At 48.9% G+C, this 22,491-nt stretch carries 17 protein-coding genes; 8 read left to right on the plus strand and 9 right to left on the minus strand.

Features of this window, described 5'->3' with window-relative positions:
* The first annotated feature begins 855 nt into the window (after positions 1–855).
* The 8 genes from Q0J81_RS12155 (at position 856) to Q0J81_RS12185 (ending at position 8,784) form a co-directional block, all read left to right on the plus strand.
* Positions 856–1,614: a GntR family transcriptional regulator gene (locus tag Q0J81_RS12155; protein WP_294448215.1), complete on the plus strand. Its 759-nt coding sequence runs from the start codon at positions 856–858 to the stop codon at positions 1,612–1,614.
* Between the two features lie 32 nt (positions 1,615–1,646).
* Complete coding sequence (locus Q0J81_RS12160; protein WP_294448217.1) at positions 1,647–2,615, plus strand: tripartite tricarboxylate transporter substrate binding protein; 969 nt, start codon at positions 1,647–1,649, stop codon at positions 2,613–2,615.
* A 27-nt stretch (positions 2,616–2,642) separates the two neighbouring features.
* Positions 2,643–2,984 carry a tripartite tricarboxylate transporter TctB family protein gene (locus tag Q0J81_RS12165; RefSeq protein WP_294448218.1) on the plus strand — a complete coding sequence of 114 codons (342 nt, stop codon included), beginning with the start codon at positions 2,643–2,645 and terminating at the stop codon, positions 2,982–2,984.
* 153 nt (positions 2,985–3,137) lie between these two features.
* Positions 3,138–4,652: a tripartite tricarboxylate transporter permease gene (locus tag Q0J81_RS12170; protein ID WP_294448219.1), complete on the plus strand. Its 1,515-nt coding sequence runs from the start codon at positions 3,138–3,140 to the stop codon at positions 4,650–4,652.
* Positions 4,653–4,664: 12 nt separating this feature from the next.
* Complete coding sequence (locus Q0J81_RS12175) at positions 4,665–6,341, plus strand: FAD-binding protein (protein ID WP_294448243.1); 1,677 nt, start codon at positions 4,665–4,667, stop codon at positions 6,339–6,341.
* Entirely contained in the window at positions 6,341–7,360 is a 1,020-nt protein-coding gene (locus Q0J81_RS12180) for a hypothetical protein (protein WP_294448220.1), read from the plus strand. The genes Q0J81_RS12175 and Q0J81_RS12180 overlap by 1 nt, the downstream gene beginning before the upstream one ends.
* Before the next feature lie 816 nt (positions 7,361–8,176).
* A complete protein-coding gene (locus tag Q0J81_RS12355; protein ID WP_366937531.1) occupies positions 8,177–8,365 on the plus strand; it encodes a DUF1349 domain-containing protein in 189 nt (62 codons plus the stop codon).
* On the plus strand, positions 8,362–8,784 hold the full coding sequence (locus Q0J81_RS12185; protein WP_366937532.1) for a DUF1349 domain-containing protein: 423 nt from the start codon (positions 8,362–8,364) through the stop codon (positions 8,782–8,784). The genes Q0J81_RS12355 and Q0J81_RS12185 overlap by 4 nt, the downstream gene beginning before the upstream one ends.
* A 555-nt stretch (positions 8,785–9,339) precedes the next feature.
* Here Q0J81_RS12185 and Q0J81_RS12190 read toward each other — a convergent pair.
* The 9 genes from Q0J81_RS12190 to Q0J81_RS12230 form a co-directional block, all read right to left on the minus strand.
* Complete coding sequence (locus tag Q0J81_RS12190) at positions 9,340–9,579, minus strand: hypothetical protein (protein WP_294448222.1); 240 nt, start codon at positions 9,577–9,579, stop codon at positions 9,340–9,342.
* A 492-nt stretch (positions 9,580–10,071) separates the two neighbouring features.
* Positions 10,072–11,247 carry a metallophosphoesterase gene (locus Q0J81_RS12195; protein WP_294448223.1) on the minus strand — a complete coding sequence of 392 codons (1,176 nt, stop codon included), beginning with the start codon at positions 11,245–11,247 and terminating at the stop codon, positions 10,072–10,074.
* Between the two features lie 268 nt (positions 11,248–11,515).
* Positions 11,516–14,071, minus strand: coding sequence for a response regulator (locus Q0J81_RS12200; protein ID WP_294448226.1), 2,556 nt, complete (start codon positions 14,069–14,071; stop codon positions 11,516–11,518).
* A gap of 109 nt (positions 14,072–14,180) precedes the next feature.
* Positions 14,181–14,540: an Hpt domain-containing protein gene (locus Q0J81_RS12205; protein ID WP_294448229.1), complete on the minus strand. Its 360-nt coding sequence runs from the start codon at positions 14,538–14,540 to the stop codon at positions 14,181–14,183.
* A complete protein-coding gene (locus Q0J81_RS12210) occupies positions 14,540–15,637 on the minus strand; it encodes an HD domain-containing phosphohydrolase (protein WP_294448232.1) in 1,098 nt (365 codons plus the stop codon). Before Q0J81_RS12210 ends, Q0J81_RS12205 begins: the two co-directional genes overlap by 1 nt.
* Positions 15,638–16,139: 502 nt before the next feature.
* Positions 16,140–18,200 (minus strand): HD domain-containing phosphohydrolase, encoded by a 2,061-nt coding sequence (locus Q0J81_RS12215; RefSeq protein WP_294448236.1) that lies wholly within the window; start codon positions 18,198–18,200, stop codon positions 16,140–16,142.
* Between the two features lie 63 nt (positions 18,201–18,263).
* Positions 18,264–18,920 carry a transglutaminase-like cysteine peptidase gene (locus tag Q0J81_RS12220; protein ID WP_294448237.1) on the minus strand — a complete coding sequence of 219 codons (657 nt, stop codon included), beginning with the start codon at positions 18,918–18,920 and terminating at the stop codon, positions 18,264–18,266.
* 136 nt (positions 18,921–19,056) lie between these two features.
* The gene (locus Q0J81_RS12225; RefSeq protein ID WP_294448239.1) at positions 19,057–20,382 is read right to left on the minus strand and encodes a TolC family outer membrane protein; all 1,326 of its coding nucleotides are present in this window, start codon (positions 20,380–20,382) and stop codon (positions 19,057–19,059) included.
* Between the two features lie 361 nt (positions 20,383–20,743).
* Complete coding sequence (locus tag Q0J81_RS12230; RefSeq protein ID WP_294448242.1) at positions 20,744–22,213, minus strand: HlyD family type I secretion periplasmic adaptor subunit; 1,470 nt, start codon at positions 22,211–22,213, stop codon at positions 20,744–20,746.
* Between the last annotated feature and the right edge of the window lie 278 nt (positions 22,214–22,491).

Consider the following 22,491-nt stretch of genomic DNA (forward strand, 5'->3'; position numbering starts at 1 on the left):
TGAATTCCGGTTTTCCTCCTGCCATGACCAACAAGGATATCCGACGCAAAGGAACCAGGAGAACCGGATTCACTCACAACGAACTGCACGCGCTCTTCAGTGACAGAAAGCCTGCTTTCAGGTATGCGCTTCGAGGAAATCTGTCAGCTGCTTATTTTCGACATCAAAAACCTCGACGGAGGGACCTTCTTCTCCAGTAACAAGAATGGAGGTTCTTCCCTGTTCAGCAAGCACGTCAAAACACTGGCAGTTATCAGAACTGCAATTCTGCAAAGCCCAACATTTCAGCAAATCCAAGGCTCTTATGTTCAGCCTATTAAGCGGGAACGAAGCCTGCCTTCATCAGGATTGGCTGTTCCTCAAGACAAGGAACACTTGTACAAAGTCATAATGAATTCTTACCGCAAGGTCTACCGTCCTAAAAGACCTCGCTTCAGCCATAGCGATGGGAAGTATCTGTCTCCCTCCTAGTTTCGTAGTATTAAAATTCTACAATAAGCAAAAATGGTTACGGTTGGTAATAGCTGCTTGGCCAGCTTTGCTCTCTTCTCCTGCTGTTCGGAAAAGCAGTCCTCCCTTTCTGTCTCCCTCGCTTCCGAGTCGCAGGCAGCCTCAAAACGTTACTCCCAATATTTTCCAGACTTTTGTGTTATCTGGACACTATCAAAAAAGTAAAAGTTTTTCTTTTTTTGCCTTAACGAATCCCTTTCATCGGTCAGGACGAAATATATTAATTTTTTGTTATTATAAATAGTTAATTAATTTTTTCTTTCTTCGCGCCTTATCCCTTACCGGAGCATTGACAAAAAAAATGCTTTATTTATATATAGCAATAAACAAAATTGGAAAAAAAATATGAAACAAGCTCTCGACTCTTCATTCTCCCCAGTCTATGCCCGCCTGTACCGGGAACTTGTGGCAAAAATTTCTTCAGGCCAATGGAAGCCCGGAGAACAGCTCCCTACGGAGCGACAGCTGGCACAGGAAAATCAGCTCAGTGTAGGAACCGTGCGAAAGGCCATGGAACTGCTCGTGCAGGCAGGGTACTGCTACCGTATTCAGGGCAAGGGTACCTTTATTTCCGACTATGCCAGCAGTCAGACCAAGTTTTTCTACAAATCTCGTCACTCCCTGTTCGACAAGGATGTCGATATTCTCCCTCGTGAAGTCGCCGTCGAAGAAATCCGGCTGCCGGACGACGTGGCGAGATATCTGAACTGTTCCCCAAAAAGTCGTGGAATTCAGGTGCGACGCACACTGCTCGGCAGAGATGAAAACGGCATGTTCCCTCTGGCCTGGTGTGTTTCCTACTTGCCTTATGCCAAGGCCTCCGCGCTTATGGACATACCGTCCGATGATTTTGTGAAATACCCCCTCTATCTCATTCTGGAAAAAGCCTGCCATCTCTCCACCGTGTTCTGCGACGAGTTCCTGCAGATATGCACGGAATTGCCGGCCCGCGTGCAGGAAGCGCTCGGCCGTCCGCGCCACACCGTATGCTTCGAGATGAGCATGGTTTCCTATACCTTCGGCAAAATTCCCTTTGAATTCCGCCTGAGCTACATGCTCAACGAATCCACGGGCATGATCCGCAGGCATGACTTCCGTCAGTAATCTGGCAACACTCAACGCACCTGGAGACTGTTATGAACAAGCTGCTGTCGTCCTTACTCGTCGGCACTCTCCTGCTTTTCGGAACCGCACCTGACGCACAGGCCGCCTTTCCCGAAAAGCCCGTCACCATCGTCGTCAGCTTCGCTCCCGGAGGAACCGGTGATCTGACCGTCCGTATGCTGGCCAACCCGTTGGAAAAAATTCTCGGACAGCCGGTCGTCATCGTGAACAAGGGCGGCGGCGCAGGCATGCCGGGCTTTGAGTACGTTCTGAAGTCGAAACCGGACGGCTATACCATTTCCGCTCCCGGCGTCGGCGCCTGCATTTCTTCCGCGATGTTTCTTCGCAATAAAACCTACAACTTTGACGATATGACCCTTGTCGGCGGCTACATACTCCTGGATCGCATTCTGCTCGCCAGACCCGACAAGCCCTACAAGACCTGGCAGGAGTTCATCGACTATGTGAAGGCCCATCCCGGCAAGGTATCTGTCGGCAGCGGAGCCTCTCAGGAAGCCACCGAAGTGCTCCGCTCCTTTGCGCTCAAAAACGGTCTGGACATCAACTTTGTCATGTACAAGAGCGGCGGCGAGGCCTCGGCCGATCTCATCGGCGGACACATCGACGCCTGTGAACTCGGTGTGGGCACGGCCGCTTATCAGGCTGCGCGCAAGGGAGAACTGAACGTTCTGCTCAACCTCGGTCTCAGCGACGTTCCCGATATCCCCAACGTGCCCAAGCTGCATACCGATCTCGGCCATCCCTTCTATGCCAGCCTGAGCTACGGCTTCGTGCTGCCCAAAGGAACCCCGGAAGACATCCGCGCCACGTGGGAAAACGCCCTCAAGCAGGCTCTGGCCGATCCGCAGATTCAGCAAAACATGCTGAAGGCAGGCCTGACTCCGAAGTTCATTTCTCCCGCGGAATACCGTTCCATGCTTGACGAAGCCACTCAGAACCTCGTGAAGCTCGTAGAGTACATCAAAACCGCGAAAAAATAGTGAGCCTTTCAGTTTTTCGGAGTATTCATGAACAATGACAGATGGATCGGGCTGGGATTTCTCATCCTGTGCGCCCTTATGTGGATCGTCATCATTCCAGGTCAGACGGAAGGAGCGGATGAAGCATTTGTTCCGAGACTGGCGGTGATCGGCCTTGCCGTTCCCTCCCTCATCATGCTCGTCCGTCGGCCGCCGAGCGTAACGCCGCTGAACTTTGATCCAGGCACCTTCGTGCGTTCCACGCTGCCTGTCCTTGGCCTGTTTATTGCCTATATCGTCGGAGTGAGCTTCGTGGGGTTCTATGTGTCCACGGCCTGCTTTCTTGTCCTGTCTCTGCTTCTTTTCGGCGAACGACGGGCAAAACACTGATTCTGGCCCCTGCCGGTCTGCTTGCGGCTGTCTATGTGGTGGTTTCCGTGTTTCTCAACTTCCAGCTGCCTGCCGGTCTGCTCGTCTGAGGAGCACCCATGAGCCATACACAACGTCTATTCGACAACATCTGTACGGCAGAAGGAGCAGAACATGTTTGATCAACTTATGGAAGCCCTGAACATGGTGCTGCAATGGCAGAACTTCTTCTGGGCTCTGTTTGGCGTAACCTTCGGCATCATCATGGGAGCCATCCCGGGGCTCAGCGACAACATGGCCATCGTGCTGCTTTTGCCCTTCACCTACTACCTCGGCCCCATTCCCGGCATCGCCATGCTTATGGGCCTGTCAAAAGGTGCCAACTTCGGCGGCTCCATTCCCGCCATTCTGTTCAACATTCCCGGCACGCCACAGGCCATGATCACCACGTTTGACGGGTACCCGCTGGCAAAAAGCGGAAAAAGCGGCAAGGCCCTCAAAACGGCGCTGTTCGCCTCCGTCACCGCCGACACCGCAAGCGACCTCGTGCTCATATTCCTGGCGGCTCCCGTTGCCTCCGTCGCTCTGCGCATAGGCCCGCCCGAGTACAGCATGATTCTGCTGTTCTCCCTGGTCATCATCAGTCTTGCCGCTTCCGGCAGCCCTTGCCGCGGTCTGATTGCCACATGTCTGGGCCTGCTGCTCTCCACAGTCGGCTGCGATCCGGAAATGGGCACGCCCCGCTTCAACTTCGGATTCATTGAACTGGCGGAAGGCATAGGCATCATGCCCATGGCCATAGGTCTGCTGGCCTTTTCCGAAGTGCTTCTGCAAGCGGAATCCTGGTACAGGGACCGCCGCTCCGGCAAGAAGCTGGAAGAAGTCCGTCTTTCGACCAGGGGAACCGATGCTGACAGACTTACTCCTGCCGAAATGAAGCAGTGTCTTCCCACCATTGCCCGCTCCACCCTCATAGGATCGTTCGTAGGCATCGTTCCCGGCATAGGTACGACGGTAGGCGCGTACCTCAGCTATATCTGGAGTAAAAAGAAGTCCAAGCATCCCGAGATGTTCGGCAAGGGCGCCCTAGAAGGCATCGCCGCCTCCGAAGCCGGCAACAATGCCGTGAACGGCCCCAACCTCGTGCCCCTGGTTACCCTCGGCATTCCCGGAAACCTTGCTGCGGCGCTCATTCTCGGCGGCTTCATGATCAAGGGGCTCATTCCCGGTCCCCAGTTCATGGAAAGCAATGCGCCTCTGCTCTACGCCTTGTTCATCGTTCTGCTCATCAGCAATCTCTACACGTTCGTTGTCGGCGGAGCCTTTATCCGCTGTGCAAGAAAACTGGTCTCCATTCCCAAGCCGGTGCTCTTCAGCGTTGTTCCCATGTTCTGCCTCATCGGCTCGTACGTGAACAACAGCAGCCTGTTCGATATATGGCTTATGCTCGTCTTTGGCGTGCTGGGCTATGCACTGACCAAGCTGAGAATCAGCCTGCCGACCATGATCGTTGCCTTCTTCCTGGGATCTCTTCTGGAACACAAAATGCGCCAGAGCCTGCTCATTTCCCGCGGAGACTGGACGGTCTTTCTCGACAGACACATCGCCTGCGCATTCCTGCTGCTTACGGTGGCCATAATTCTTCTGTACATCGTGCGTCACGGCTTCGGCCAAAAGAAACAGGCCTGAGCCGGCAACCTCATACGCAAGGACATTTCTATGAAATTGCAAGCCATGGAAACGGATTTCCTCATCATCGGCGGTGGCAGCGCCGGCTGTATCGCTGCCATGCATGCCCTGCAGCTGAATCCCGATCTCAACGTCACCATCTTTGAAAAAAGCGACATCGTATACGGCGGCTCCATTGCCCGCGGCATGGATGCCCTGAACATCGTGGCCATTCCCGGACAGACCTCGGCGGAACTTTATCTGGAATCCGTGCGCGCCATGACGGCGGGCGTGGTGGACGCCGGTCCCAGCTACGTCATGGCTGAACGGTCCTATGCCCTGCTCAAGGAAATGGAAAGCTGGGGCGTTACCTTCCCCAAGGATGAGAACGGCCAGTACAAGACACTGAAATATCATGTCAAAGGAAAGTTCCAAACGGCCATGGATGAGCCTGAACTCAAGGCCATGCTGGTGAAAAGAGCGCTCGATCTCGGAACGCGTCCTGTCAATCGCGTAATGGCGCTGCGTCTACTCATGGACAACGGCCGCGTGGCCGGAGCCGTGGGCATGAACGTCCGCACAGGCCAGATGGTCGTATGTAAGGCCAAGACCGTGCTGGTGGCTTCCGGCGGCGTGAGCCGCTTTACCCTGCCCAATTCCGAATATCTCTACGGAGTGTACGACTATCCCGGCAACACCGGCGACGGCTTCGTCATGGCGCTGCGCGCCGGTGCCGGAGTGACCGGCATGGAATACACCCAGCGCACCATGCTCATCAAGGACACCAACATGCCGCTGCTGGCCATCTGCGTTTCCCGCGGAGGCAGAGTGCTCGACTGTGAAGGCAACATCCTGATGGAAGGCGAAGTCACGAACACCAACGTGATGAACGAAGCCTTCACCAAGGGCCGCGGTCCCGTTCACATTCAGCTCAGCCATCTGCCCGAAGAACGTATCCGCGAGATTGAACATATGCTGTTCACCACGGAACGTCCAGTCAATGAACGCTTCTTTGCCGGTCGTCACATCGACTTCCGCAAACAGGACATCGAACTGTGGCCCACGGAATACTATCTGTGCGGAGGACACGGTCTTGCGGGCATACGCGTCAACGAACGCGCGGAAACCGCCGTGCCCGGACTGTACGCGGCCGGCGACGTGGCCAGCGTGGCCAAGCAGCATCTGACCGGCGCGTTCGTATTCGGCGAAGTTGCCGCGGAACAGGCCGTGAAGTATGTAGCCGAAGCCCCGGATACCTCCATCAACGAAAACGACGTGGCTGCAGTCAAGGCCGAACTCGACGAACGTTTCACGGCCAGAAACCGCGACATCGACGTTCATGATCTGGAACGCAAAGTGCGCCGCATGGTGGCCGACTATCTTGTGTCGCCCAAGAACGCCCACAAGTTTGAACTTTGGAAGTACTGGTCCAAGACGTTCCGCGAAGACATCAAGCATGTTGCCGTACATAACGGGCACGAACTTTCCAAGCTCTATGAAGTGGAAAACATTTTGCTCTGCGCAGACTGTTCCGCCGTTGCCGGAGACTTCCGCAAAGAAAGCCGCTGGGGGGAAAGCCACTACCGCAGCGACTACCCCCAGCGCGACGACGCAAACTGGAAGTGTCATGTGGTCATCAAGATGAAGGACGGCAAGCTCAACGCAGAAAAGGTAAGGGTTTCGGAACTGAATGAGGAGGTCTCCCTGTGATGAACGACAGCAATATCGCCATTGACGTTTCCAAATGCCTTGCCTGCGGCAATTGCGTTGACCGCTGCATCATGGACAATCTTCGTCTGGTGCTTCCCCCCTGCCGTCAGGCTTCCCTGCTGGACATCAACTATCAGGGCATTTTTCGCCTTACCGCTCAGGGAAAAATGACCGAAGCGGCCCGCGAACTGCGACGCTGCACGCCTTTCGGCGGCTTTCTGGCCGCATGGGGCGACGCTTCGGCTTCCCGTGTCTGCTCCCGCGGACACAACGGCGGCTCGCTGAACTTTACCGGTATCCTCGCCTATCTGGAAGATGCCGTGTACGGTCCGGCTGGCCGTCTGCCCCGCTCCCACAAAAAAGCCGTGGTAGCCGGCAGCGATGAGGCCACCCTTCAGGCCGCCTATTCCCTCCGCATGGGAGGGCACTCCGTCACCGTCTTGAGTGTTTCGTCCTGCCCCTCCGTGGAAGGCGTGCCCGCGTCGGTTCTGGAAAAAACCATGACCATGCTCAAGGGCATGGACATAGCATTTGAAACGACCGACGCCTTTAACGTCGAAGAACTCTGCAAGAACTTCGACGCCGTCATCCTCACAGGCACTGCTGCTGAAGGCATGAGCGCCGACGAATACGGACTTGTCCGTGACAACTTGTTTGCCGTCATCAGCGACGATACGCAGAGCCCTCTGCAAGCCATGGCCGGAGCTGTTCGCACAGCCCATGCCGCCCGCAACCTTCTGGAAGGCTTCAGCGTGGACTATGAGGCTGACCAGCGCGTTGCCCGTGGCTTGGAACGCTTCCACGGACTTTTCGAGGAACAGGAAGACTCTCCCGAAGCCGCGCCAGTGGTATGCTCCGGCGACGGATTTACGGAAGAGGAAGTCAAGGCCGAAGCGTCGCGCTGCCTCGGCTGCGGACGCCCCATCGAGCGCAACATGACATGCTGGTACTGCCTGCCCTGCGAAATCGTATGTCCCACACAGGCTCTGCATGTGCGCATTCCGTATCTGATTCGCTGATACTTATCTGTCCTGTCTGACTAAAAATGCTGGCGCTGCTGAAAGCGTCAGCATTTTTAGTCTCCTTTGTCGCAATACAGTCCATCCTTTCCGTTTCCTGATAACAACCATATGACTAACATACTGCCATGTCTCCCTATAAAGTGGCAGACTTTCGTATCTCTTCAACCCCGGCGACATCGTTCGGCACTCCAAGCATGAATGCTATCCTGCCGATTCTCCCATATCCACCTACAGGTTTCTTGGATATGCCAAGCATTCCGAGACAAGAGAAACTCTCGTCATCCATGAGGCTCTCGACACCTGCACGATGAAGATACACTCAAGGTGTATTCGCAAGAGCTCTCGATATGTTCATGTCAAAGGCAGATAAGAAGAAGTATCCCGACATCCGGCAGGAATACCGCTTTGCACTTCTGCACCAAGTGTAACCTGTGCATATGTTTCCGTCCCCCAGTTTCGGGCCGGAAATCCAGCACGCCAAAGAAAACCTGTTGCTCATGAGGGAATCCTTTTCTGCTTCCTGAAGATTATCAATAAAAACGCAGCAGCAGGATTACCTGAAAAACAGTTCAGAGATATAGCCGCCTCACCAAAGAAACTAAAACAATCAAGTGAAAATTTTTCATAAAAAACCGCTAGCCATATAGTTGTTTAAAGAGTACCTTTCCTCTCGTCATGCGGCAACTTCAGCTTCGACGTGATCCGACGACCTGTTTTCCGCCCCTCTGGAAACTCAAAAAGTTTACGCCGCATTCTGGTTTAACGCCTGTTCAATGGGTGGCATAAAGTACCTTTTATTTTTAAGGAAAAAATATGAAATTCGACGTCAACAGTCTGCAGTGGACAAGAGCCCCTCACTACTATGAAATCACTCAGGATAGAATTGCGATTACTACCGAGCCTCAAACTGGCTTATGGCAAAGAACCTATTACCATTTCCGCAATGATAATGCGCCCCTTTTGCAGATGTCACAACTGAAAAATTCTTTTCATTCATTGTGAAAACCGAATTTTCTGAAAAACGGCATCGCTTTGATCAATGTGGCATAGTACTGTATCTGGACAGCGAAAACTGGTTAAAAGCCTCCATTGAATATGAAAACGAAAAGTTTCAGCATCTGGGGAGTGTGGTAACGAATCATGGATATTCCGACTGGGCCACTACCGAAATTTCCGCAAATATAACATCCATGTGGTATCGACTGAGCCGCAGAGAAGACGACTTCTGCATTGAGTGCTCAGAAGACGGAAAAATTTTTCATCAAATGCGCATCTGTCATCTTTTTGATGCCAAGGATGAAATCCAGTTTGGACTCTATGCCTGCAGTCCGGAGCAGTCCTCCTTCCAAGCCATATTCACTCATATGGCACTTACAGAATGTCAATGGTACGCACACGACGGCCAGGCCCCAGATATATGAGCATGGCTCCCTGCAAACCTTCAGCTTATACTGCTCCATGGACAGCATGTTCTTTCAAGTAGTCATGGCAAACTAAAAAATCTGAATACAGTCCGACTTTACTCACGGTTCTCTCAGAGTACGGGACAAGCGAATATTTGTCAGTTCCGCAGAGCAGCAAAAAACGCATACTCTTAGGAATGTTTTTTGCTCCTCATTCTCCATGCGCACTGATTCTCACAGTACCATGGGGTAATGATATAACCATCCTTTTCAGCTGTTGCCCATGCCGGCCAGGCACCTGTTTCTTCACACGCCTTATCGCAGATCACCAGCGAGCCATCCGGCTTTCCATGCCTGCAAAAGTATTTGCTCTCTTTTGATATCACCGTATCCGTATCCATTTTACTCGTCGCCATGCTGTGATTTCTCCCTGGTAAAAAATTCAGGATTTTTTCTGCTGCCGCAACTCCTCACTGTTTTTTTCGCTTGTACGCCCAAGATTTACAAGTTGCAATATTTAGAAAATCTCCCTCCGTAGTTTCCGCAGAGCGCAACTGCTCTCACGACTCATATTCAGAAACGTTCAAAAGTAAAAAGCTTCCTTTCTCCTTTCTGAAAAGAATACTTTCCCTCATCGACATTGATGATCGTTTCAGATTCCGGACGGCTATGCTGTTTTTCGCCTGCTCTGATTCTGGCATCTTCCTTATAAGATGGGACTATATCCGAGGTTCGCCCACGGCATATCTCCGCAACAACGACTTTAAACAGCTCATTTTTCCCTTTTTCAAGCTCTTTCCTTGCCGCCTTCATGAGTATAATCCCGTCATCCAGACAGTTTCGCTGTACACTCATCGTTCTCTCAGGTTGAGAAAGGCATAATTTTACTGGAATTTCCGTCAAAACATCCTGCTTTTGCAACGAAAAATGCCGCTTACCAAGTAACTATGGGTACGCTGATCCCTCGTCGATAAAGCGTAGCAGCATGGACTGCTGGGTATACAGGTCTATGGGAATGTCAAACTGTCGAGTATGCATTTCATGAAGATGCTTTAAGATGTAAAAATATATTTTTAATGGGTAAAATAATCCAACAATATCTTCTCTAAACAGCAGAAGTTAACATTTGCAAAAGACAACCATCTTTTAATAGGCCGAGAGTGCCGACTTTTTCTAAAAAATGTTATTAAACAGACTGCTCCGCAGAATGCACAAACCCCCATTAATAGAAAACAGGCCATGTTTCTTCCACAGAAGGCATGGCCTGTTTTCCTCTGTTTCAGCCGGCATCGCCGGTGAAACACTCTACTTTTCTGCGCTGGTAAAAGTCAGCGGCACGGTTCTGGTCTGTCCCCAAGTAGTCAAATCCTTAGCGTTGGTATTCCACATGACCTCACGAACCGTCATTTTTCCGGTATCCGTATCCGCTGAAATCAGCAGGAAGGAAAGTTCCGTTTCATCCCCAGCGGAAACATCGCCCTTCATCGGGGAGTCAACTCGAAACACGGGCAGAGAAACGGTATAGTCAGGGCCCTGCCAATTATAGCTCTCGTTGAAGTTTTCATGCCCATGGAAGTAGGCCCGAATAGAGGGATGCGTTTCCAGAAATTTTTCAAGTTCACGGTGCTCGCGAACAGGACGCTCCGTTATCGTACGCACACTGGAAACGTCGGGAGTAAGGTTCTCAAACTTATCCTTGGCATTGATGTCATGATTGCCGTTGGGATTTGTCAAACGATTGGCAGTAACATCCGGCGGCATATGAGTGAACAACAATGCAGGCTGGCCTTTCGGCATATTCTTCAATTCCTGATCCATCCAGGCACGACTGGCGACATCCGGCCAGATGCCCATGAGCAGAAGATGCAGGCCACCCTTTTCTCTGCTGAGCACGACCCGCTGCGCATAAGGATCAAAAGCATCCGTTTTCTTGCCCGAAGCTCTTTCATGCATGGCCCGCAGAGCACCATCATCCTTCGCCGGATACATGGCCCTGAAGAATCCTACGGCGTTCGTCATATCATGATTGCCGGGAACAGCCAGAAGCTCGGCAGGCTTGCCATCCTTGTCCTTGACTGTCAGCCCTTTGCCGTACTGAGACATGAATACTTCCCAGCATTCCGTTGCCGTCATGGGAGCCTTCTCCTTGGAGCCTTCCATTCTGTTGGCAATATCACCTGTAGAAATGACATAGTCTATCCAGCCCACGGGCTTTCCCGACATGACGCCTCCATCGGGCGGAAGATCCAGCCCGGGAAGCTTGTTGATGGACTCGACAAGAGCCGCGTTGACTTTCGTGGCGGAAACCTGCTTTTCTCCTCGAAATGTTTTTCTGGTAATACCATAATGCTGATCAGAGGTATAAACGATCTGAATAACCTCTGCATACGCATCTACATTCCAAACGGAAGAGAACGTAAGCGTCAGCAGCATCGTGGCAACAATGCGCCAACGTCCACCATGTTTGTGACTGACAAGCATAAGACCTCCTTGTGAGCCTTTCTGACAAAGTACGGAACTTCATCAAAGAACATCAGATACGTTGTCAACATAGACAGGCATGATGACGTCAGCATGAAGGTCTCATGACGATTGTTTGACGATACTTTTCCTCATGAAAAAACAGATGCGGAGACTAAGGCAACAAACGTATGGTTGAAATGATTTTTGTCGAAATTTCCTCTTCCTGTCTCCCGAAAAATCTCCTTCCTGCCGTATTTACTGAGAAGAAACTCCGAGCACGACGTGACTACGGCATGAATTTTTGAATAACACGCAATACATTCTTAATGTCCAGGGGCTTTGCGATGTGGGCGTTCATACCGCTTTCCAGGCATTGCCGGATATCCTCAGAAAATGCATCGGCAGTCATGGCAATAATGGGCACAGTAGAGTCCGATCTGTTCAAGGATCTCAACGTTCTGGCAGCCTCATAGCCATTCATGACCGGCATTCGAATATCCATGAGCACCAAGTCGTAATACCCGAGACTGGACTCTTTGAACTTATCCACACAAACCTGCCCATTTTCCGCCCAGTCCAGAGAAAAACCGAACTCTCCGAGAAGCGCGTTGGCAACCTCCCAGTTCAATTCATTGTCCTCAGCCAGAAGAATACGTTTTCCTGACCAGTCCAGATGACATTCTTCTTTTGGCAGTGACAAGACCTTGCCGTCCGCAAGAGGCTTCATTCCATGAAACAACGTAGATTTAAACAATGGTTTTGAAATAAATCCTGAAATTCCGGCCTCACGAGCCTCCTTTTCTATGTTACTCCAATCATATGACGACATAATTATAACAGGAACAGTATTTCCTAAAACATTTCTTATCTCTCTTGCTGTACTAATTCCATCCATAATCGGCATTTTCCAGTCAACTAATATAATATGATAATCTTTGTTGTCTCTGTGCTTACTTTCTACCATTGAAACGGCCTCATGACCGCTCGTGGCACAGTCTACATTCACTCCCATTTCTTTTAAAGAATCCGCAGCCGTCCGACAAAGATCTTCATCGTCATCAACCACGAGAACATGCCAACTTGGAAGTTTCATTTCATGCTCATGATCATTGACCTTTTTCATATCAATGGAAATATGTATTTCTGTTCCTTTATCACGCTCGCTATTAATTTTTATTGTCCCATTCATTTCATCAATAATATATTTTACAATGGACATTCCAAGTCCAGTCCCTTCTGTTTTATGTACACGAGCATTGTCTTCTCTGACAAATGATTCAAACATTCTTTTTTGAAATTCATTTGTCATTCCTATACCATTATCTTTTACAATAAAATGTGTACATATATAAGATTCTCCCAGTTTGGAATCTTCTTGGTAAAGATTTATCTGAATGTTTCCACCCTCATGAGTAAATTTAATTGCATTTGAAAGAAGATTTAATAGTACTTGTATTAATCTCACGGAGTCAGAATACACATTTTCTGTTTGAATATTATGAATGTGAATATCAAAGTGCTGCTTTTTTGATTTGATTTGAGGCTGAACGATACCAACTACCCCCTCCATGACTTCTCGTAAGGAAACGGTATCCATATTCAAAGAAAGCTTTCCACTTTCTATTTTTGACATATCCAGAACATCATTTATTAAACCAAGCAAATGACGACTGGACAGCGTAATTTTTTTCAGACAATCCTGAACCAGAGCGGAATCTTCAATATTTGCAGACGCCATTGCCGTCATGCCGACAATGGCATTCATCGGCGTACGAATATCATGACTCATATTAGACAAAAACTCGCTCTTGGCCCTGCTGGCTCTGTCTGCTTCCGCTTTCGCCTTTTCAAGCTCCAAAATCTGTCTTCTCGACATTCTGAAGTAAAAAAGAAACATGACCAGTAATGGCAACAGGAATAAAAAAACAGCCCATATAGTCGTATATATACGTTGACTCCACAAATGAGCAATTATCTTATCCAGTTCCCCATATGGCATATCCGTGACAAGATACCACTCAGAATTTGGCAGCGGTGAACAATATACATGATGTCGTTCATCATTTACTTTCAAAAATATTGTATAATTATTATTATTTTCTATATTATATTCAAGTGAATTGATAATTTCATGTGCAGTATTTTCTTCAAATTCTGCTTCTTTAACAATCCATTCATAATAATTATTTTCTCTCACAGATGCATTTTTTAAAACAAAACTTCCATCTTTACGAATAATATGCGAAAATACCATGCTTTCATCCATATCAAGTGAAAGCATCTCACTGATACGTTCCAGAGGTATTCCTACGACTAAAGCGGTACAAGTCTTGCCAGTTCGCATGGGATATCCATTTTTCAAAGGATACCCTGCAGAAACCCCAAGAATTACCAATTCTTTACCGGATTCCGAAATTCCAGAAGCGACATTTTTCTCTCCGGAATTCAAAGCATGAATAAATGCATCCTTATCAATTATTGTTACATTATCACCCAGTAATACTTCACCGTATCCATCAGTTGAATACAATGCAAGATATGTAAATTCTCTTATCTTTGCGCTTGTATTTAAATTATCAATTAATTTATAATCAAAATTTTCAAAGTTTTCAGGAGGATATCTATTAATAATTTCTTCAGCCTGTTTAATTTTAAGTTCAACAATTGAACGGAAATGAAGTTTCATTTGAAAATTCATTGCATTCATATATATAGAACTCAATGTGTTTCTTGCATTGATTCCCTGATGAATCATAAAAAATGAACTACACACAAAAACACATATGCAGATCAAAATACAAAACACACTGACAGGAAAAAAATAATTCTTTGTATCACTCATAACTATTTCCCATACTGATTATACCATACATAAAATGGCGTTACAGCTTTTCACAATATATAAATATATAATTATATACACATAAAAACATCAACAAAATATTTCACTATCAATTAAAAGCTCTTTGTATTGCATTAACAGCATTGTTATATTTCAATGTTATATCTGGCATTATAGATAATGCTGCATCCATATTATGATTGCGAAGAGCCTGTACTTGAGAATCAACCAATGTATATAGATCTTTTATAGATAAATTTCCTGCTACACCTTTTAATGTATGAGAAGCATCTACAGCAGCATTCTCATCGCCATTTTGCAATGCTTCTACAAGATAAGAGTAACTTCGATCGACAGGAAATTTTTTTAACAGACGCTCGAGAAGCGCTTCATTTCCCATACAACGATCAAGCATGGCGTCGATATCAATTCCTCCCGAGAGTAAAAGCTCTCTTATATCGGCATTCATCAGTCATTCTCCTTTTTACTGGGGTAGTACATTCGGGCAATCTCCTCTTCCACGGCAAAAAAGCGATCAAGCAGAAGAGGGTTAAATACTCCACACTTATTTTCACGAATCATGCTGAGAGCTTCATCTCTCTGAAAGACTCCTTTATAACAGCGCTTGCTGACAAGAGCGTCATAAACGTCGGCAAGAGAAACAATCTGCGCCCAAATGGAAATCTCATTTCCCTTCAGTCCATCAGGATAGCCTCTCCCATCCCATCGTTCATGGTGATGCCTCGCAATGTCATAAGCATAATGGTACGATTCATGCTCCCGAAGCTGCGGAATCTTTTCCAGAAGAAAAGCCCCCTGTACAGTATGCGTCTTTATAATCTCAAACTCTTCCGGAGTAAGTCTGCCTGGCTTGTTCAATATAGCATCTGGAATAGCGATCTTACCCACATCATGCATGATTGACGCCAGAGCAATATGCTCTATGTCCTGTTTATTCAATCCTGTTCCCAAGTCCGTCTGAGAAAGAAGAAATTTAGTGATATCATGAATGCGTCGTACGTGTTCCCCGGACTCGCCACTGCGGAATTCAATGGCAGTTGCCAGAGATTCTATCATTCCTTCATTCAAGCGAATGATTTTGTTGGCCTGAATCAGCAGCTCCGACTGCTGTTCTTCAACTTTATTTCCAAGAATTTTTCGCGCTCGAAACAGTTCTATGACAGAATTAACACGACGCTGTATAATATACGGAACAACAGGCTTACTGATAACATCCATTACCCCCAAGCCATAGGCTTCCTTCATAACGGAATCGCTTGCTTCTCCCGTAATTAAAAATACAGGAATCTTATCCATCAACGATTCCTGTTTCAATCTGCGAAGCACTTGCAATCCATCCATTTCAGGCATAACCACGTCTAGCAAAACAGCGCAATAATTTTCCGGTGAATCAAGAATACTCTTGAGTCCCAACTTTCCATCTTCAGCCTGCTCTATGATATAAAAAGAAGAAAAAATATTATCGAGTATTTCTCTATTTATTGCATCATCATCAACAATTAGCAACGTTCCTTTTTTTTGATCATTCATCAATGATTGAACCATTTATTCACCTCTGAGTCAAAAAATACGTTATACATTTACTTCTGATCGAAAAATTTACCCGCCAATCAAACAGTATCACACTCAAACAGTACTCAAACTGTCATCGATCAGAAATATATACTTATACTTTTTATAACAAAAGTATATCATAAAAATATTTATCATACTTTATATATTACATATTATATAACCACACCAATCCAACAAATATCTTTATTCATTAAATATTTCCCCATTCACATTTTATTACATCAATAAATGAAACTATAATATATTTATAATATAAAAAATACGACTGATACAAGTCTGTCATTATAAAGTCATTCATAATATTTATCAACAAAAAATATGTAATTAACAAAATTTAATACATAGAAGAATATACTATACTATAAAAAAAACATATTTTTCCTTCAAAAAAAATACCTCGGTCAAATCTCGTTGCCACACTGTTCAGCCGTCATGTAGAGGGAGGATTTGATCCTCCCTCTTTTTGACTGCTTCAAGAACGTGTGGCGAGTATGCCTTCTGGAGTTTTCAATACGTTGTTCAAATGCTCGACGACCGCCTGATCAAAGCAGTCATTATTCATCAGCTCTTCAACAGCCTTGTCCGCATTCATTCCCTCTCGATAAGAACGCGCACTGACCATGGCACAGAAGGCATTGAGCACGGAAAGAATGCGCGCCTCAGGAAGTATATTATCTCCCCGAAGACCTTGAGGATATCCAGAGCCATCCATATGCTCATACATTTCATGAAGAGCCCGGGCTATGGGCAAATCAAAATCCACGCTTTCCATCAGACGAAACGCATGCTCCGGAGCCTGATGAACCTGGCGCAGCTCCTCAGACGTAAGCTTGCCTTTCTTCGTCAGCAACTCCCGGGGAATAAACAACTTGCCGACCTGAGACAGCAAAGCTCCCATGACTACGGTATTTTTAGCATCTTCCGTCAGGCCCATGCTCGCCGAAACCAGCTCGCCGAGTTTAGCCATCCGATGAGAATGACCGGCCAGATACGGATCGACACTTTCCTCAGCCCGTGTAAAGGCTTCAATGAGACTTCTTTGTCTCTGGCGCATACGTTCACTCTGACGTCTAAATTCCGTAATATCCTTCATACTGACTACGGCACCGCGGATACTGCTCCGCATATGTTCCTCACTGGAATCAAGAAAAGGAAAAAGAGTGACGCGATAGAGACGCTTTTCCCCATTCTTTTCCAAGTATATTTCGCATCCCTCTGCCTTATTATTGATGGCTACATGGCGAATGCGCTCAAGAAGAGTGGTCGCCGCATCGACGGGAAAACAGTTAAAAAGCATCTGCTCGCTGATTTCCTGCTCTTCCTTGTCGAGAATGCCGGCAAGTGCAGGATTACAAAATCGTATCTGCCCTTTAACGTCCGCCATGAAAAGGCCGATGTCGAGAGAAACATTGACGCTGTCCAGCAGTTCCTTCTGTCTGGAAACAATCTGATGAAGACGCTGCAGTTCAGAGGCCACGGCGCGCTGCTGGCGTCCGAAGCCTATCCACCACAAAAGCGCACACAGCAGCATAAAGCTCAGCCAGCCCAACGTGCCCACGGCATATATGGGAATTTCTGCCCGAAAAATCATTCCCTCCACCGTTGATTCCGGCGTTTCATAAACAAGACTCCAGTTCAGCGAAGGAATGAATATCGACATGGAATAGACCATACCGCCCATCTCGGAAACACTCTTGCGAAGGGCAAAGGGCAGCCTTCCCTGATCATCCGCCAGCGCCTTCTGCAGCTCCGGCTCCAGCGGGACGGGAGAAGGCACCTGCATTCTTTCCCAGCCGCCGTCCGTATGCTGGACCATGGTGGCCGTAGACATGTCGTTCTGCTTCGGACGGGCAATGAACTGGGTCACCTTGCTGAGCACTGGCATGGAAGACATGAACACTGCCACACATTTGTCGGGAGTATCCAAGTCATAAACGGGCTCAAATACATCCAGAATCAAGCCGTTGACACTTCCTCTGACGGGAAGAAAAACCGTTTTACCTGTCTTCATGGTCTGCTGAGCAGCCGAACTCTGAACAGGAGTCAGGGGCACAGGCGTGCTGAGTGCGGACAGGATGGTCTGCCCCTCCCTGTTGACAAGGCGGGCATCCTGCAGGCCGTTATAGTTCATGAAGTCCAGGAGAATGCGCCGAATGGCAGGCACTTCCTCAGAAAGCACGGCGGCAGGTCCAGACAGACTGACTCCCTGATCGGCACTGTTGATGGCTCCTGTCACCAGTTTGTCCAGTCCAAAGAGGTCCGAGGAAAAAAGGCGATAGGTCTCCGACTCGCTTACCCGAAGCCGAAGCTTCCTCGTGTCCGTATTCCAGACATCAATGGCCTGCCCTGCCGCATTAAGCCATCCGTTCACAACCTGCTCATAGCGCTGCAGAACTTCAACGCGTCGACTTTCAAGCTGTGAAAAACAAAAAAACAGGGCTACGCCCCCCGAAACAAGGGCAAGACATATCGCTGCCAGAAGCGCTGATTTTTTGGAAAGACCGGAATACCCAGCGTTCTCACGGCTGTTCATCGCACTCCTCCATCCCATGGGGATTCTTTATTTTTGACGTGGCTTGCAACGCTGAAAACTTCATCAACGAGCTTTAATATGAACCCAGCGATGTTTCTCGTTTACTGAAAACTGCGGCACATAGTTTCTTACTCTTTCCGCAGGACGAACAGCCTCCGACAGATTATCCAAAATATAAATCTTGTCGCCGGAGTATACAGCAAGAACGGCATGACCAATATTGCGGATAGTTTCCTTCACCACAACAATGCGCATATCATCTATGGGAACCCCTAGCTCCTTCAATGTAAAATATTTGACAATACAATAATCCTCGCAATCCCCCGACTTTGACAGAAACTGGTATGGCGCTGCCCAGTAATCCGGCTTTCCATATATTTCCTGGTCAGTACGATAAGGCCATAAATTCCAGAACTTATTAACTATATTCAACTTCTCAGGCAACGGATGTCCCGCTGCCTTTTTTTTCAGATCCTTCCAAAGCGTAGATGAATTAAACCGTTTCTCATCGAAAAAAATCGGATTTTTTCTGTTACGCTCCAGAGCCGAAAGCCAGTTCTGCTGCTTTTTCAAATCCATCTGAAACTCAACGGTTCCGAACAGTCTGGGTTTGGCCAGTGCGGGAGGGGCAAAAACAAAAAAAATAGCCATGATACCAGCTGCACACAGTGCACGCGCTCTTCGGCGCCCGACACTAACGGCATGTGCCTCGATACTCATGAACTTTTCAACTCTCCCGGCAGTTTGCTTACCGCAAAAATGACATGGATCTCATCACGGTACGGTCTTATCCGGTCTGCATCAAGAATAAAAAGGCCGGAGAACATTCATTCTCCGGCCAGTAAGATCCGCAACTCTACTCCGGCATGGTCAGATGATCAAGAGGCTCACTGTCATGAGGCGTGACCTTGAGTGCTTCGGTACTGATATTGAAGCAGGGCAGAAGATCCCCGGCAAGAGCCTTCATTCGATAGGCCGCAATGAGCGTGTTGCCAAGAGCCGTAGCGGCCTGAGTGGAAGAATTGAACAGTTCGTTTTCGGCGTCCAGCACGTCCAGAAGACTGCGTTCACCCATGACAAACTGCTCTTCATAAGCATTGCGTGTCGTCTTGTTGTACTCAATGGCTTCACGGTAATGCTCCAGTTGTTTCTGCGCAGAAAGAAATTCCGTCCAGCTTTCTTCGACGCTGAGCTTCAGATCATCCATATAGTCATAAAGCACTCGCCGGCTCTGACGGATGCGGGCGGCAGCGGCCTTGCTTTCCGCAACATCGGCACCGCTGTTGAAAAGATTCCACCGAACAACAGCGGCAACCCCCACTTCCGCCGTCCACAGTTCGCTCTTACCATCACGATCGGAATAGGACGGACCGGCTTCAATGCTGAGGGACGGACTGTAGGCAGAACGCACCTGCTCTCTGACCGCCGTAGCGGCCTTCACGTCCTCAAGATACGCGGCAACCTTGGGATTGGCTTTCTGAGCCGCCTTGAGAACCTCTTCAGAACTCTGAAACATTTTTGCGGGCATGTTCACAGGACCGAGCGCCATGGCAGAGTGCCGGGTCAAGCGGGTATAGGTATCCTCCCCTATACGCAGAGACGCACGGGCTTCTGTCAGAGTAGAACGGGCACGGGCGAGACGGCTCTGAGCCTGAGAAACATCTGCCATGGTATCGACACCCTGTGCTTCACGGGCGCGGGCTTTTTCAAGAATTTCTTCGTGACGGGCCACGTTGTCCTGAGCAAGCTGATAGATCTGCTGGCGACGCAAGACATCCACGTGCGCTATAATGGCATCAAGGGCCAGAGAATTGGCATTGTCCAGCACCCGATGGTCGAGAGAGCGATAGGTAGCTTCCGCCTCGCGTACCCGTCCGCGAGTCGCCCAGCCGTCCCACAGCGGCTGAGTCACAAGCAACGATGCGGAAGAATAGGGAGCGACCTCATTATAGCCGTACGAGCGCGTAGTGCTGTCGGTAAGCTTTCCGAAGCCGCCTCTTGCCGTAAGGTCGACACGAGGTCCATATCCCGCCTTGGCACGATCCACTTCATAGCCCGCAGCCGTCCTGTTTTCCTGAATGGCCTTCAGTGAGTTGTTGTTCCGCAGCATGGCTTCGATGGATTCCTTCAGAGGGATCGCTTCGTCCTTTCCCGCAGCAAAGGCTGCGGGGGAACACAGCATTGCTCCAAGACAGCCTGAAATGAAAAGCAGAGGAAAAGCTTTCGACAGAAGCCCCCGCGAACGCCGCGACGAAAATCTTGCAAAACTTGAGAGAGACATAGAAAAAACTCCATCAAAACAAAAGGTTATGCTTTAAAAATATAACCATGCCGTTTCCATGCAAGAGCCCACCTTGCATGGTTGAATCGGTCACTTATTATCATACTAAATCTCCATGTATCGTCAAGCTGTAATAATTAAACGCTATCATCACAAAGCAAGAACTTATATTCATTTTATAGTATATATTATTTTTATATAAAGCAACTAATGACCGTTCACCTCCATGAAAAATCAAGAATAAGATAATATGCCAGTGGCATTATTTTTCCCTCAGGGCATTTTGCTTTGCCTTAAGTATGGGTTTTAAAAGATAATCCAGTACAGTTTTTTTCCCGGTCATGATGTCCACGGTCGTCATCATACCCGGCATGATGGGCAGAGAATCTCCACGATATACAATGGCGGTCTGGGGAGTGCGCACCTTGACCTGATAATAAAATTCTCCCCGTTTATCTTCCATGGTATCGGCACTGATCTGTTCCAGCACACCGTCGAGTCCGCCATAGATGGAAAAATCATAGGCCGACACCTTGACCATGGCTTTCTGACCGGGATGCAGAAAGGCCACGTCCTGTGGACGCACCCGGGCTTCCACAAGAAGCGTATCGTCAAGCGGAACAATTTCCATAATGGGTTCGCCGGGCTTGACCACACCGCCCAGTGTATTGATGTATATCTTCTGTATTGTGCCGCGAACGGGAGACCTCAGCTCGGTTCGAGTCACCCGGTCACTGCCGGCGGAAAGGCTTTCACGAAGCGAGGCAAGCTCCAGACTGCGCTTGTTGATTTCCTCCATGAGCGCGGCGTCAAGCTCTGCCTTGCGCAGAGATATTCTGTGCTCTGCCTCACTGGCGGCGGCTTCCGCCCGTGGAATGGACACCTCAAGGGTATTGATTTCGCCCTGAGTCTGCACGGCGCGTTCCTGAAGTTCCAAATACTGCGCACGCGAATAGCTGCGCTTGGCCAGAAGGGAAGAGGCCATGTTCAACTGCTGATGGATGAGGGAGAGACTCCGGGAGAGCTGCTCCTTTCTCGCAAGCTGCTCCTTGACCTCCTGACGGCGCTGTTCGGACTGTGCCTTGAGCACGTCCAGCTCTGACTGACGCTGACGCTCCTGCACGACAAACGTTTCCTGCTGAACCTGCGTGAGATTGCGCCCCTGTTCCATCTGGTCCTCGGTGAGCGTATAGCCTATTCCCCGCTCCAGCCAGGCCTTCATGTCATCGGGCCACGTGAGCGGAGTTTCCGAGACGGAAGCGCGCAGTCTGCGAATGGATATCAGATTTTCCATGGCCTTGTACAACATGTCGCGCACGTTGCTTTCCGCCATTTCATTGTTGATGCGGGCCAGAACGTCGTTTTTTTCGACGATCTGGCCTTCATGCACTTCCACGCTGCTCAAAATGCCGCCCTCAAGATTCTGAATGATCTGCGTACGGGAGGAAGGAACGACCTGCCCTTCCGCATGGGTCACCTCGTCAAGCGTGGCGATGCTGGCCCAGATGAGGAATACGACGAAGAAGACGAAAACCCCGACGGACAACCATCGGGCGCCTTTCGTGGGACGTCTGGCAAGAGCGGCCTCCACTTCCGCAGCATAAGGCAGATCTTCGGGAAGCAGCTTGCTGGAAAGGACTGCCGGTTCAAAAAGACTCTGCGCAGGTCGAGGAGCGGTCGGCTTTTCCCCGGGAACGGAAGGGCCTCCAAACTCCTCCGTAATCTGGCTCATGCCCGACGTTCCGCCGGGAATATTTTTCTTTTCCATATCCATAATACACTGAAATCCCTTATTAAGAATAACAGAAAAAGGCAAGGAGGCCCGTCATCTGCCTGCAGGTTCCGATGATTTTTGGGCCGACCTCTGAATGGTAGATTTCGCCGTTGTCCCTTCTGCGCGGGCGGGATCCGCCGGATGCGTTCCCTGCGAGCTCTGCATATGCCGTCCCCTTGCTGTGTCCTGCCGCTCCTGAAGCTTGCGCAGCACGGCATCGCGAGGGCCGTCCATGA

The organism is uncultured Mailhella sp. (assembly GCF_944324575.1).
In the GTDB taxonomy this organism is placed as follows: Bacteria; Desulfobacterota; Desulfovibrionia; order Desulfovibrionales; family Desulfovibrionaceae; genus Mailhella.

What these genes read in the sequence shown, in the direction of transcription:
- Q0J81_RS12225 (WP_294448239.1), bottom strand. Translation starts at nt 20,382, where the DNA reads ATGCTGTGTTCCCCCGCAGCCTTTGCTGCGGGAAAGGACGAAGCGATC.
- Q0J81_RS12220 (WP_294448237.1), bottom strand. Translation starts at nt 18,920, where the DNA reads ATGAGTATCGAGGCACATGCCGTTAGTGTCGGGCGCCGAAGAGCGCGT.
- Q0J81_RS12190 (WP_294448222.1), bottom strand. Translation starts at nt 9,579, where the DNA reads ATGAAGGCGGCAAGGAAAGAGCTTGAAAAAGGGAAAAATGAGCTGTTT.
- Q0J81_RS12210 (WP_294448232.1), bottom strand. Translation starts at nt 15,637, where the DNA reads ATGGTTCAATCATTGATGAATGATCAAAAAAAAGGAACGTTGCTAATT.
- Q0J81_RS12195 (WP_294448223.1), bottom strand. Translation starts at nt 11,247, where the DNA reads ATGCTTGTCAGTCACAAACATGGTGGACGTTGGCGCATTGTTGCCACG.
- Q0J81_RS12355 (WP_366937531.1), top strand. Translation starts at nt 8,177, where the DNA reads ATGAAATTCGACGTCAACAGTCTGCAGTGGACAAGAGCCCCTCACTAC.
- Q0J81_RS12205 (WP_294448229.1), bottom strand. Translation starts at nt 14,540, where the DNA reads ATGAATGCCGATATAAGAGAGCTTTTACTCTCGGGAGGAATTGATATC.
- Q0J81_RS12215 (WP_294448236.1), bottom strand. Translation starts at nt 18,200, where the DNA reads ATGAACAGCCGTGAGAACGCTGGGTATTCCGGTCTTTCCAAAAAATCA.
- Q0J81_RS12170 (WP_294448219.1), top strand. Translation starts at nt 3,138, where the DNA reads ATGTTTGATCAACTTATGGAAGCCCTGAACATGGTGCTGCAATGGCAG.
- Q0J81_RS12160 (WP_294448217.1), top strand. Translation starts at nt 1,647, where the DNA reads ATGAACAAGCTGCTGTCGTCCTTACTCGTCGGCACTCTCCTGCTTTTC.
- Q0J81_RS12155 (WP_294448215.1), top strand. Translation starts at nt 856, where the DNA reads ATGAAACAAGCTCTCGACTCTTCATTCTCCCCAGTCTATGCCCGCCTG.
- Q0J81_RS12180 (WP_294448220.1), top strand. Translation starts at nt 6,341, where the DNA reads ATGAACGACAGCAATATCGCCATTGACGTTTCCAAATGCCTTGCCTGC.
- Q0J81_RS12165 (WP_294448218.1), top strand. Translation starts at nt 2,643, where the DNA reads ATGAACAATGACAGATGGATCGGGCTGGGATTTCTCATCCTGTGCGCC.
- Q0J81_RS12200 (WP_294448226.1), bottom strand. Translation starts at nt 14,071, where the DNA reads ATGAGTGATACAAAGAATTATTTTTTTCCTGTCAGTGTGTTTTGTATT.
- Q0J81_RS12230 (WP_294448242.1), bottom strand. Translation starts at nt 22,213, where the DNA reads ATGAGCCAGATTACGGAGGAGTTTGGAGGCCCTTCCGTTCCCGGGGAA.